A 12645-nucleotide genomic window follows, 5' to 3' on the forward strand; every position below is an offset into this window, starting at 1 on the left:
CCTTCACGGGTTGATCAAAATGCGTGCATAGGATGCCAGATCGCTTGCCAGCAAGCCACGCTCACCGCCTTCTTTTGCAGCGGCATCACCGGCCAGGGCGTGAACCATCACTCCCAGGCGAGTAGCCAGCTCGATATCATCAAACTGGGCAACCAGTGTGCCCAGCATGCCGCTTAATACGTCCCCCATGCCCCCGCTTGCCATGCCGGGATTGCCAAAGGGACACACCACCACCCCCTCCGGCCCGGCAACCAGACTGCCGGCCCCCTTGAGAACGACGACGCCGCCCCGAGCGCGCTGCAGAGCTCTGGCGGCCTTGGGCCGGTCGGCCTGAATATCGGCCACCGTGCAGTCCAAGAGCCTGGCCGCCTCGCCCGGATGAGGCGTGAGCACCCAGTTGTCGCGCTTGAGCGACGGCCAGGACGTGGCCAGCAGGTTGAGCCCATCCGCATCCACCACCAGGGGTTTATCGGTTTGCAGGGCGCTTTGCAGTACGGCCTGGCCCCAGGCGTGCTGGCCCATGCCGGGGCCGACGACAATCACGTCGGCGGCCTGCGCCAGCTCGCCAGCGTCCGCGCCGCCTCTAACGCTTCGCGCCATGATCTCGGGGCAACGGGTAAGGCTTGCGCTGACGTGCTCGGCGGCAGTGGCCAGACTCACCTTGCCCGCCCCGAGCCGCGCGGCGGTTTGCGAGGCCAGCAGCGCCGCGCCGCCAAAGCCAGGAGCGCCCCCCATGACCAGCACGTGGCCAAAGCTTCCCTTGTGACCAGCCCGGGGTCTGGGCGCGAAGGCCGTCTTGAGCCAGCTCTCCTCCAGCCGCCAGGCGGCGGGCAGGATATCGAAAAACGCCTGGGCCTTGACGCCCAGCGGGCGAAAATCGATGTCCCCGGCATAGCCCGGCGCGTCGCCGGTATGCAGACCGATCTTGTCACCGATGAAGGTTACCGTGCAGTCGGCGTGGACCGCCCCCCCCAGCGCGGCCCCGGTATCCGCCGCAATGCCCGAAGGAACATCCAGCGAAAGTACCGGTTTACCGGCATCGTTGATCACCCCGATGGCCGACAACATCTCGCCTTCGACCTCACGCGAAAGGCCCGTGCCCAGCAGCGCATCGACAATCACCTCGCCTTCGAGGCGCATGCCGTTTTGATAGCGCTCGAATCCGACTCCTGCGTCGCTTGCCAGCGCGGCGGCCCGGGCAGCGTCGTTTTCCAGCGACTCAAGGGCCTGGATGGAAATACGCTGCACCTTGAGGCCGGACTGCATGGCAAGTGCTGCCAGCACATGGCCGTCACCGCCGTTATTGCCACCGCCGCAAAGCACGCTCACGCTTTTCGCCTGAGGCCAGCGGGAACGAAAGCTGTGCCAGGCGCTCGAGGCCGCGCGCTGCATCAAGGCAAAGCTTTCAATGCCCGCAGCGATGGTGCGTCGGTCAAGCTCGCGCACCTGGGCGGCCTTGAAAAGCGGGCGTAGCGTTGAGGTGGAAAGCGTTGTGGAAAGCGCTGAATGAGGCGTTTGGCTGGACATCGACAACCGGGCTCCTTGTTCGTGAAGTAACGTGTTCATGAAGTAACGTGTTCCTGACGCCGTTTCAGCGCCGATGGCATGTCGTGATCACGCCTTATGGGTTAGCATAGCGCGCCTATGCACCAACGTTGATGAACCATGGCGACTTCCACCGCTTTTTCACTTTCCGCTGAAGAGCTTGAAGGCCTGGCAGAGCTCATCAAGACCTGGGGCCGTGAACTCGGCTTTCAGCAGATCGGCATTACCGATACCGAGCTGGGCGCCCACGAAGAGCACCTGAGCCAATGGCTGGATAACGGCTACCACGGTGAGATGGGGTTCATGGCCAAGCACGGCACCAAGCGAACACGCCCGGCCGAGCTTGAGCCCGGCACCCGGCGCGTCATCAGCGCGCGTATGGACTATCTGCCACCGGAGGTTGAAACCACCAAGGTCCTGGGCCAACGCCGGCTGGGCTATATTTCGCGCTACGCGCTAGGGCGTGATTATCACAAATTGATCCGCAAACGCCTGGCCACCCTGGCCAAGAAAATCGAGCAGGAGGTGGGCGAATTCGGCTACCGCGCCTTTGTGGATTCCGCCCCGGTAATGGAGCGGGCCCTGGCCCAGAAAGCGGGCCTTGGCTGGTTCGGCAAGAACGCGATGCTGCTCAACCCCAAAGCCGGCTCGCTGTTCTTTCTGGGCGAGCTTTACACCGACCTGCCCCTGCCCGTCGACCCGCCGTTCGAGCAGGAGCACTGCGGCAGTTGCAGCGCCTGCCAGAGCGCCTGCCCCACCGGTGCCATTGTCGACGACAAGATCATCGACTCTCGTAAATGCATCTCTTACCTGACCATCGAGCTTCACGGGGCAATCCCTGTCGAGTACCGCCGCGCCATGGGCAACCGGGTCTACGGCTGCGACGACTGTCAACTGGTATGCCCTTTTACACGTTTTACCCGGGCCACCGACGAAGAGGATTTCGCTCCCCGGCATGACCTGGACCGGGCCTCGCTCATCAGCCTGTTCGCCTGGGGCGAAGAGGAGTTCCTGCAAAAGACCGCCGGCAGCGCCATTCGCCGTATCGGCTACGAGCGCTGGCTGAGAAACCTGGCCGTGGGCCTGGGCAACGCCCCGTGGGGCATTGACGTTGAAGCTGCGCTCGACGCCCGCCGCGCCTACCCAAGCCCGCTGGTACGCGAGCACGTGGCCTGGGCACTAAAGGAGCAACGCACCAGGCGCGGCGCGCGAATCGCCACCTCGGGCTAGCGTTTCATGTGCTCGCTTTACTCATCCAAGGTGCGTAAAAAGGTCTTGCGGTAGTGGGCAAGCTCGGCAATCGATTCCTTGATATCGTCCATCGCCAGGTGCACGTTACGTTTGCCAAAGCCCGTCAGCGCCTCGGGATTCCAGCGTTTGGCAAGCTCTTTCACGGTCGAGACGTCCAGGTTGCGGTAGTGGAAAAATGCCCAGAGGGCCGGCATCTCGCGCTCCAGAAAGCGCCGGTCCTGGTGGATGCTGTTACCGCACATGGGAGATGAGCCGGGCTCGACATGGCGGCTCAAGAACTCAAGCGTCTGGCGCTCGGCCTCTCTGGTTTCGACCTGGCTTTGCTTGACCCGCGCCACGAGCCCGGACTCGCCGTGGGTCTTCTGGTTCCAGGCATCCATCCCTGCCAGCAGGCTATCGGGCTGGCTCACGGCAATGACCGGGCCCTCGGCCACCACGTTCAAGTGGGCATCGGTCACCAGCGTGGCGACTTCGATGATGCGCTCTTTTTCCGGGTCCAGGCCGGTCATTTCAAGGTCGATCCAGACCAGCAGGTCGCGTCGTGGGGCGGTGGTATCGCTCATGCATTTCTCCAAGAGGGCCTGGGTGTCGTTACCCGGGCCACGTTAACAGGTACACTAATACTATTGTACCGAGCATCGGGTGGTCATGAGCAAACGTAAATTGAGTCGCCAGCAGCAGTGGCGAGTAGACAAGGTTCAGGCAGAGCGTGCAGGTCGCGCTGAAAAGCGCGATGTGCGCGACGCTGAAAAACTGGCCGCCGGTGAATACGGCGCCGAACAGCCGGGGCGCGTGATGGCGCACTTCGGGCGCACCCTTGAGGTGCGCAACGCCGAAGGAGCGCCGGTGCGCTGCCACCTGCGCGCCAATCTGGAGGGTCTGGTGACCGGCGACCGGGTCATCTGGCGGGCGGGCCAGGAAGGTTCGGGTGTGGTGGTGGCCCGTGACGAGCGCCAAAGTGTCTTGAAACGTCCCGATGCCCGAGGGCTACTGAAGCCCGTGGCTGCCAATATCGATCAGATTCTGATTGTCTTTGCGGTGGAGCCCGCCCCTCACCCCAATTTGATCGACCGCTACCTGGTGGCCGCTGAAGCCACCGGTATCGCTCCGGTGCTGGTGCTCAACAAGACCGATCTGCTGCCGGGAGATGGTGGCGAGCTTGGCAAGCTCCTGGAGCGCTATCGAGGTCTTGGTTATCCGGTGGTGCGCACGACCACCGCCGATGAGGCGGGGCTCGACGCACTGCGCACGCAACTGGAAGGACGCACCTCGGTGTTCGTGGGCCAGAGCGGTGTGGGCAAGTCATCCTTGATCGACCTGCTGCTGCCCGATGAGACGCTGCGTATCGGCGCGCTTTCGGAAGATTCGCGCAAGGGCACGCACACCACGACCACAGCCAGGCTCTACACCATGGATGTCGAGGAGGTCGCGAATGGCGAGCTGATCGACTCCCCCGGTATTCGCGAGTTCGGCCTGATTCACCTGAGTGAGCAGGAAGTGACCGAGGGCTTTATCGAGTTTCATCCCTTCATCGGCCACTGTCGCTTTCGCGACTGTCGCCACCGCTCGGAGCCGGGCTGCGCTTTACTTGAAGCGGTCGAGGCAGGCAAGATTCATCCCGAACGTTTTGCCAGCTATCGGCGTATTCTCGATAGCCTGGACACCTGATTTTCAAAGGAGCTGCCCATGAGCACCGCGCCCCCCTCGTCGGAATCGAACCTGTTGCCATTGATCGTTGAGCCAGAGCAGCTCAAGGGCCATCTGGATGATCCTCAGCTTATGATCATTGACGTGCCGGTGAATCCGGACAGCTACCGCCAGGGCCACGTGCCGGGGGCGGTCTACCTGGATTTTCGCTATCTGATGCGTGGAGAAGGCCCGGTGCCCAACGATGTGCCCGACGTCGAGTTTCTCTCCCGACTGTTCAGCGCTCTCGGACTTACACGCGACACCCATGTGGTGGCCTACGATGACGAAGGCGGCGGCTGGGCGGCCCGGCTTTTATGGACGCTGGATCTGATCGGCCATACCCGCTACTCCTATCTGAATGGCGGTATTCATGCCTGGCGCGATGACGGACTCGAGGAGAGCACCGAGCAGACCCACCCCACACCCAGCGACTACCATGCCGAGATTCTCAACCCTCACGCACTCATCACCTGTGAGGAAATCAAGGAAAAGCTCGATGATCGGGCGTTTGCCGTCTGGGACGCGCGCTCCAAGGGTGAATACGATGGCGAGAAAGGCAACAACAAGCACCTCGGTCATATTCCGGGTGCTGTCAACATGGATTGGGTCGATGCCATGGACCGAACCCGCGCGCTGCGCATTCGCGACTACGCCGAGCTGATCACCGAACTTCAGGCCATGGGCCTCACTCCGGATATGGAGGTGGCTACCCATTGCCAGAGCCACCACCGCAGCAGCTTTACCTGGCTGGTAGGCAAGGCACTGGGGTTCAATATCCGTGGCTATGCCGGCTCCTGGGGCGAGTGGGGCAACCGCGACGATACGCCGATTGAACAATAGCGCCCTCAAGGGGCCCACTGCGAGAAGTACTTAACGTGACGCTAGCACAAAAAGCTTTTTCCCTGATTCAGTACCCGCTGCCGCACCATGGCATTTCGCGGCTGACCGGCTGGTTTGCCCGAACCGAGGTGGTCTGGCTCAAGAACGCCCTGATCAAGGCATTCATCAAGCGCTTCAACGTGGACATGAGCCAGGCGCTGGAGCCCGACCCGACCGCGTACAAGAACTTCAACGCGTTCTTTACTCGCGTATTGAAGGCCGACGCACGCCCGCTCGAGGAAGGGATTCTAAGCCCCACGGACGGTTCGCTCTCGCGTCATGGCTTGATCGAGCAGAACTCGTTGATTCAAGCCAAGGGGCATCGTTACTCGATACAAGCGCTTCTAGGCGGCGATGCCACACTGGCCGCCGAGTTCTCGCAGGGCAGCTTTGCCACGGTGTATCTTTCACCGCGAGATTATCATCGCGTGCATATGCCCATGACCGGCACGCTGCGGGAAATGATCTATGTGCCGGGGCGTATCTTCTCGGTGAACAAGGCCACCGCCAGCTATGTCCCCAACCTGTTCGCCCGCAACGAGCGTCTGGTGTGCATTTTCGACAGCCCTCATGGGCCGTTTGCCATGGTGCTGGTGGGTGCCATGGTCGTCGCCGCCATTGAAACGGTCTGGTCTGGCCAGGTCACGCCTCTGGCGGGCGTGCCACAACGCACTCGTTTCGCTGAGCCGATCACCCTGGAGCGCGGGGAGGAAATGGGCCTGTTCAAGCTCGGCTCGACGGTAGTGATGTGCTTTGCCAACCCGGTCGCCTTTGAAGACTACCCCCCGGAAACGATGGTCAGCATGGGGCAGACCCTGGGCGATTTTGCAAACCAGCCGATCAAGCGCCCAACCTCAGCCTGATGAAGGCGTCACACCGTTCAGAAAGATCGTGACGCAGCGTCGTGCCCGGGCGTTGCACTGCGCTTCATCAATGCGCAGGCTGCGCCCCAGCAAGGCGTTGATATGCCATTCACCCAGCAGCATGCCCATGAACATGCCGGCCGCCTCGCGTGGGTCGTCAAGGATCAGCTGGCCGCGGGTTACCTGGTCGCCTAGATAACAGGCCAGTGCCTGGCGGGTATGATCGGGGCCTTGCGTCAGAAACAGCTCGCCAAGCTCGGGGACGCGTTCGGCCTCGAAGGCCAACCCGCGTACCAGCCGGATGACGCCGGGGTCGAAGACCAGCATCAGCATGCGCCGCCCCAGCTCATACAGCACCTGCTCCGGGGCCTGCCGGTCCCGCCTGCCCTCCTCCAGGACCGCCCAGGCGGTCGCAATATGACGCTCCATGGCCGCGGTAAAAAGCTTTTCCTTGCTACCGAACTGCTTGTAGAGCGTGGCCAGCGACCCCCCCGCCCGGGCCACTACATCGTTGACGCTGGCCCCGGCGTAGCCCTGCTCGAGAAAGACATCTCTAGCGGCGTCCAGCAGGCGCTCGCGGCGCGCCTCACCGCGGGCCGTCAGTGCCGCTGTGCCGTTATCGGGCCGCTCAGCGGCGGCAGAAGGAGACGTTGAGCGCGACATGCATACTCCTGTGTTCAACTCGTCCAAATCATTGATCGGCACCCAGGTACTCGAGCGCCATGTCCATATTGAAAAAATTTACGGCTAGCCTGTTAACAAAGTAGCCATGTAGTGTAGCATTCATTACACTATAAAGCTTCTTTTCCGGTGGCCAATCTGCCGGAGCGACAGGCGTGAGGAACGGCCATGAAACCGGATGGCAAGCAGGATCTAGACGAGGCGTCGGCAGTGGCACACCCGACCGAGCGCAAGGGCACTAAACCGGGGCGAAAGCGGGTGGTACTCCTGGCAGCAGGTATCGCCCTGGCCGCACTGGCGTGGTGGGGAGTGGGCTGGTGGCAAATCGGACGTTTCATCGAGGAAACGGACAATGCCTATGTACGCACCGATAGTGTCGCCATACGCGCAGAACTCTCGGGGCGGGTCGTTGAGGTCCTGGTGCGCGACCATCAGGCGGTCAGGAAAAATGAGCCGCTAGTACGCCTGGATGATGTCAGCTCTCGCGATCAGGTCATCCAGGCCGCCGCCCGGCAAGCGGTGGCGGCCGCCTCCATTGCCCAGTCTCAGCGCCAGGTGGACCTGCAGCAGGCTGCCATTGACCAGGCCACCACCCAGGTAGACGCCGCCCAGGCGGAAGTGGATCAGGCCCGGGCGCATCTTCAGCGCTCGTCGTCGCTTGCGGCCAGCAACTACGGCTCGCGCCAGCAGCGCGAAGATGACCAGAGCGCGCTACGCGTGGCCGAAGCCAACCTGGCCAGCCGCCGCGCAGCCGTCATTTCAGCCCAGCGCCAGCTGGCCGTGGCCGAGAGCGACGTGACTCGCGCCGAAGCCAACCTGGACGCCGCCAGCGCCGATCTGGCCTATGCCCAGCACCAGCTCGACAAGACACGGATTCTGGCCCCGCGGGACGGCATTATCGGGAATTTGCGGGTAGAAGTCGGCACGGTGGCACAACCTTCGCTGACGCTTATGCAGCTCGTTCCCCTCGAGTCGGCCTACATCACGGCCAACTACAAGGAGACCCAGCTTGAAAGGATTCGCCTGGGCCAGCCAGTGGCTATTCATCTGGATGCCTACCCAAGCATTGCCTTTGAAGGCATCGTCGAAAGCCTGTCGCCGGCTACCGGCACCGAGTTCAGCCTGCTGCCTCAGGACAACGCTACTGGCAACTTCAACAAGATCGTGCAGCGAGTGCCGGTCAGGATCCGTGTGACCGGGCCTGTTGATGCACTGGGCCTTCTGCGTGCCGGGCTTTCAGCGATACCCGAAATTGATACCCGCGAGCTGGAAACGGATACGCCGCACGCCCGCGTGGCTACCTCACCCACTGCCCGCGAGCAGCCCGGCGCATGAGCGGGGCGACCGCCTCCCCTGTCATAGGCCCCAGCGAGATGCCGCCCTGGCGCCAGCGAATCGGTTTTATCGCCGCGGTGTTCGGCATGTTCATGGCGATTCTGGATATTCAGATCGTGGCCAGCTCGCTCAATGAAATCCAGTCGGGGCTTTCCGCCAGCCAGGACCAGATTTCCTGGGTGCAGACCTCCTACCTGATTGCGGAGATCGTGATGATCCCGCTGTCCGGCATGCTGATGCGCATCCTCTCGACGCGGGTAGCGTTTACGCTCTCCTGCGCCGGCTTCACGCTGGCAAGCCTTGGTTGTGCGCTGGCGGGTTCGATCGAGCAGCTCATCGTGCTGCGCGCCATTCAGGGGTTCATGGGCGGAGCGATGATCCCCATCACCCAGGCGGTGAGTTTCTCGATCTTCCCGCGGCGTGTGATGGGCAGCGTGCAGGCGGTGATCGGCATGGTGGTGACCATGGCCCCATCCATCGGCCCCACCGTAGGCGGCTACATCACCGAAACCCAGAGCTGGCACTGGCTGTTTCTGGCCAACGTGATTCCCGGCATTCTGGTGTGCTGGGCGGCCTGGAATTTTCTGGATATCGACAAACCCGACCACGCGCTGGCACGCCGCCTGGACCTGATCGGGCTGGCCCTGATCGCCGTGTTTCTGGGAACGCTAGAGTTCGTGCTGGAAGAAGGCCCGGGTGATGACTGGTTTGCCAGCCGCCAGATCGTGCTGTTCAGCCTGATCTGCCTGGGTGCAGGCATCTGGTTCTTTGCACGTACGCTGACAAGCGATCATCCCATCGTCGATCTACGCGCCTTTGCCAACCGCAACTTCGCCATCGGTGCGGGCATGGGGTTTATCATCGGCATTGCGCTGTATGGGCTGGTCTACATCATGCCGCTGTTTTTCGGCTACGTGCGGGGCTACTCCAGCCTGCAGATCGGCCAGGTGATGTTCGTCACGGGGCTTACCATGTTCTTGTGCGCCCCCGTTGTCGGCCAGTTATCCAACCGGACGGATCTGCGTATTCTGCTCTTCTTCGGGCTGTTGCTGGTCGGGGTGGGCACCCTGATGAACGCCAATCTCACCGTGGAGTCCGGTTTCTGGCAGTTCTGCGTGCCGCAGATCGTGCGCGGTGTGGGGCTGATCATGTGCATCATACCGGCTTCAAGAATCGCGCTGGGTACTCTGCCACAAAGCGAGGTGGGTAACGCCAGCGGGCTGTTCAACGTGATGCGCAACCTGGGCGGCGCCATGGGGCTGGCGCTGCTCGACACGGTGCGCGATATCCGCGAGGACTTTCACTGGAACCAGCTGATTCCGGCCATTGATACCGGCCGTGAAGTGGTCGTTGCCGAAATCGCCCAATACGAGGCGATGCTGAGCGGCACGGTACCAGACGCTTATCACGCGGCAGTAGGTCTACTCGCCCAACGGGTCGCCCAGCAGGCGCAGGTGCTTGCCTTCAACGATATCTTCACCTGGCTGGGGCTGATCTACATCGTCACGGTGCCGCTGGTATTCTTGCTCAAGCGTATCCGCGCTTGAGGACGCCTTCAGCAGTTGGGGGTGGCAAAGGCCAGCACGTCCGCCAGACGAGGTTTTCCAAGCGCCAGCTGAATCAGCCGGTCGAGTCCCAGCGCTACGCCCGCGCCTTCCGGCATGCCGGATTCGAGAGCCGCCAGCAAGCGCTCGTCGATATCCACTTCCGGCAGATTCAGGCGCTTTCGCTCGCGATTATCCTGCTCGAAGCGCGCGCGTTGCTCTACGGGGTCGGTCAGCTCATCGTAGCCGTTGGCAAGCTCGACGCCGTCGAGGTAGAGCTCGAAGCGCGCAGCGATCCATTCACCGTCGTCGTCCTGGCAGCGTTTGGCAAGGGCAGCCTGGCTTGCCGGGTAATCCGTCACCACGCTGAGTTCTCCTCGCCCCAGTGTGGGCTCGATCACCATGCTCATCAAAAGATCCAGGCAGGTGTCCCGCTCTTCGGCTGCCCAATCCTTCACCGGCGAATGGGAGTGCTCGGCGGCCAGTGCTCTCAGCGTGTTCAAGGAGGTGGTAAACGGGTCCACCGCCAGGTGAGCATGAAAAAGCTCCCGATAGCGGTAGTGCATCCTCTTGCCTTCCACCCCCGGTATCAACGCGGCCACCAGAGCCGCGGTCTCATCGATCAGATCAGCGAGCGAAAATCCCGGGCGATACCACTCGAGCATGGTGAACTCGACATTGTGACGCGCGCCCACTTCCCCGTCGCGGAAGCTTCTGGCCAGTTGGAAGATCGGCCCACTGCCCGCCGCCAGCAGGCGCTTCATGTGGAATTCCGGCGAGGTCTGCAGCCATAGCCGACGGCGTCCCGTGTCGGTCCGCGCCTGAGTGGCAAGCGACATCAGGTGCATATCCGTGCTCCCTCCCTGGCCCAGTACCGGGGTCTCGACCTCCAGCACGTCGCGCTCGGTAAAGAAGGCCCGCACTCGAGTCAGCAGCCGCGCACGATCGCGCAGAACTGCCATGTCCGCACTGGGACGCCATGCTCGCGCCATTATCGTTTCCTCAAAATAAAAGCCACGCCGCGGCGTGGCTTTGGGCGGGCAGGCCCTGACCGATCAACGATGGGCCTTTTATCATCAAGCGCGGGAGACGTACTCGCCGGAGCGGGTATCCACTTTCAGCACTTCGCCCTGGTTGATGAACAACGGCACACGTACCACAGCCCCCGAGGAGAGTGTGGCCGGCTTGGAGCCGCCCTGAGCGGTATCGCCCTTCAGGCCCGGGTCGGTTTCCACCACTTCAAGCTCGATGAAGTTGGGCGGCGTCACGGAGATCGCCTTGTCGTTCCACAGTGTAATGGTATAAGGCACCTGCTCCTTGAGCCATTTTTCCGTATCGCCGAGCGCTTTCTTCTCGACCGCGTACTGCTCGAAGGAGCCGTCGGTCTTCATGAAGTGCCACATGTCACCGTCGGTGTAGAGGTACTCCATCTCCAGATCCATGACGTCGGCGCCTTCCAGCGAGTCACCGGACTTGAACGTACGCTCGCCCACGCGACCGGTCATCAGGTTGCGCAGCTTCACGCGGTTGAACGCCTGACCCTTGCCCGGCTTGACCAGCTCGTTCTCGACGATCGAGCAGGGGTCGCCGTCGAGCATTACTTTCAGACCGCCCTTGAATTCATTGGTAGAATAGTTAGCCATGTTGCCTCTCAATGATCTATGTCAGTTATCGATTACTGTAGCCGATGCGTGAAGGCATACTGCGCCTTTACGGGCGCGGCGCGGCTCATATCGCGCCGTTCACACCGCATCGTTCAATAAGTGCGCGCATGATAACCCGAAGGAGGGCTTTTTTGCAGGAGAACATTATGATCGTTGCCTCGGACAATCCCGAGCGCCCAGACGACGTACCGCGCCCGTCATGGCAACGTCAGCTTTCCCACGCCATTCGCGACCCAAGGGTACTTTGCCAGCGCCTGGGGCTGGATGAAACGTGGCTTGAAGGCGCGCAGACCGGACATGAATTGTTCGAGGTGCGCGTCCCGGAAGCTTATTTCACCCGAATGGCCTGCAACGCACCCAATGACCCGCTTCTGCGTCAGGTACTGCCGCTGGGCGAGGAGGCGCTTGCGCGCCCGGGCTATGTGATCGACCCGCTGGAAGAGGCCGACCATCGCCCGGCCCGCGGTCTGATTCACAAGTACGCAGGCCGAGTGCTCTTGATCGCAAGCCCCACCTGCGCAGTGAACTGCCGCTACTGCTTTCGCCGCCACTTCCCCTACAGCGAGAACTCCCCCTCCCGCGCGCAGTGGCAGGAGGCGCTTGACTACCTGCGTGGCGATACCAGCATCACCGAGGCGATTCTTTCCGGGGGCGACCCGCTGGCCGCCAGCGACCGCCAGCTTGCCTGGCTTGTGAACGAACTGGAACACATCCCGCACCTCAAGCGCCTGCGCATCCACACCCGCCTGCCCGTGGTGATTCCGGACCGAGTAGACAGCGCGCTTCTTGAATGGCTTGACAATACACGCCTGCAAAAAGTGATGGTGCTGCATATCAACCACGCCAATGAAATCGATCAAGCAGTAGTTGATGGTTGTGCCCGCCTGAAGGCAGCGGGTGTCACGCTGTTGAACCAGAGCGTACTGCTGCGTGGTGTCAATGACGGTGTAAATGCGCTGGCTGCCCTTTCCGAGCGGCTGTTCGAGGCTGGCGTGCTGCCCTACTACCTGCACGTGCTGGACCCGGTACAGGGCGCAGCGCACTTCGATGTGTCGGATGACGAGGCGCGCACGCTTGTAGGCAAGCTTCGCGAGCGTCTGCCTGGCTTCTTGATGCCCCGCCTGGTGCGTGAGGTACCGGGCGAGGCGAGCAAGACGCCGCTTTAGGACAGAGCAAACACCAGGGGCTTCTCGC

12 protein-coding genes are annotated in these 12645 nt (G+C 62.2%); 7 read left to right on the forward strand and 5 right to left on the reverse strand.

The window, feature by feature from the left end; translation table 11 throughout:
- Positions 1 to 3: 3 nt before the first annotated feature.
- Positions 4 to 1527 (reverse strand): NAD(P)H-hydrate dehydratase, encoded by a 1524-nt coding sequence (locus ACWF8S_RS10370; protein ID WP_447556582.1) that lies wholly within the window; start codon positions 1525 to 1527, stop codon positions 4 to 6.
- A gap of 138 nt (positions 1528 to 1665) precedes the next feature.
- Between ACWF8S_RS10370 and queG the strand changes: the two genes are divergently transcribed.
- Positions 1666 to 2775, forward strand: coding sequence for a tRNA epoxyqueuosine(34) reductase QueG (gene queG, locus ACWF8S_RS10375; RefSeq protein WP_447553242.1), 1110 nt, complete (start codon positions 1666 to 1668; stop codon positions 2773 to 2775).
- A gap of 17 nt (positions 2776 to 2792) precedes the next feature.
- On the opposite strand, the gene orn is transcribed toward queG, so the two are convergent.
- Complete coding sequence (gene orn, locus ACWF8S_RS10380; protein WP_447553243.1) at positions 2793 to 3359, reverse strand: oligoribonuclease; 567 nt, start codon at positions 3357 to 3359, stop codon at positions 2793 to 2795.
- 85 nt (positions 3360 to 3444) lie between these two features.
- Between orn and rsgA the strand changes: the two genes are divergently transcribed.
- From rsgA to asd, 3 genes are read left to right on the forward strand one after another with little or no spacing between them, the layout of a single operon-like run.
- Complete coding sequence (gene rsgA / locus ACWF8S_RS10385) at positions 3445 to 4464, forward strand: small ribosomal subunit biogenesis GTPase RsgA (RefSeq protein WP_447553244.1); 1020 nt, start codon at positions 3445 to 3447, stop codon at positions 4462 to 4464.
- Between the two features lie 18 nt (positions 4465 to 4482).
- Complete coding sequence (locus tag ACWF8S_RS10390) at positions 4483 to 5325, forward strand: sulfurtransferase (protein WP_447553245.1); 843 nt, start codon at positions 4483 to 4485, stop codon at positions 5323 to 5325.
- A gap of 35 nt (positions 5326 to 5360) precedes the next feature.
- Positions 5361 to 6227 (forward strand): archaetidylserine decarboxylase, encoded by an 867-nt coding sequence (gene asd, locus ACWF8S_RS10395; RefSeq protein ID WP_447553246.1) that lies wholly within the window; start codon positions 5361 to 5363, stop codon positions 6225 to 6227.
- Here asd and ACWF8S_RS10400 read toward each other — a convergent pair.
- Positions 6219 to 6890, reverse strand: a complete 672-nt coding sequence (locus tag ACWF8S_RS10400) for a TetR/AcrR family transcriptional regulator (protein WP_447553247.1) — start codon at positions 6888 to 6890, stop codon at positions 6219 to 6221. The genes asd and ACWF8S_RS10400 overlap by 9 nt on opposite strands.
- A 186-nt stretch (positions 6891 to 7076) precedes the next feature.
- Here ACWF8S_RS10400 and ACWF8S_RS10405 point away from each other — a divergent pair, with 186 nt between their 5' ends.
- Positions 7077 to 8243, forward strand: coding sequence for an HlyD family secretion protein (locus ACWF8S_RS10405; protein ID WP_447553248.1), 1167 nt, complete (start codon positions 7077 to 7079; stop codon positions 8241 to 8243).
- On the forward strand, positions 8240 to 9790 hold the full coding sequence (locus ACWF8S_RS10410) for a DHA2 family efflux MFS transporter permease subunit (RefSeq protein WP_447553249.1): 1551 nt from the start codon (positions 8240 to 8242) through the stop codon (positions 9788 to 9790). The genes ACWF8S_RS10405 and ACWF8S_RS10410 overlap by 4 nt, the downstream gene beginning before the upstream one ends.
- 8 nt (positions 9791 to 9798) lie before the next feature.
- Here ACWF8S_RS10410 and epmA read toward each other — a convergent pair whose 3' ends face one another.
- Both epmA and efp read right to left on the reverse strand, forming a co-directional pair.
- On the reverse strand, positions 9799 to 10779 hold the full coding sequence (gene epmA, locus ACWF8S_RS10415) for an EF-P lysine aminoacylase EpmA (protein WP_447553250.1): 981 nt from the start codon (positions 10777 to 10779) through the stop codon (positions 9799 to 9801).
- An 84-nt stretch (positions 10780 to 10863) separates the two neighbouring features.
- Positions 10864 to 11430, reverse strand: coding sequence for an elongation factor P (gene efp / locus ACWF8S_RS10420; RefSeq protein ID WP_227390322.1), 567 nt, complete (start codon positions 11428 to 11430; stop codon positions 10864 to 10866).
- 167 nt (positions 11431 to 11597) lie between these two features.
- Here efp and epmB point away from each other — a divergent pair, with 167 nt between their 5' ends.
- Positions 11598 to 12617, forward strand: coding sequence for an EF-P beta-lysylation protein EpmB (epmB, locus tag ACWF8S_RS10425; RefSeq protein WP_447556583.1), 1020 nt, complete (start codon positions 11598 to 11600; stop codon positions 12615 to 12617).
- The last annotated feature ends 28 nt before the right edge of the window (positions 12618 to 12645 follow it).

Source organism: Vreelandella xerophytica (genome assembly GCF_968048975.1).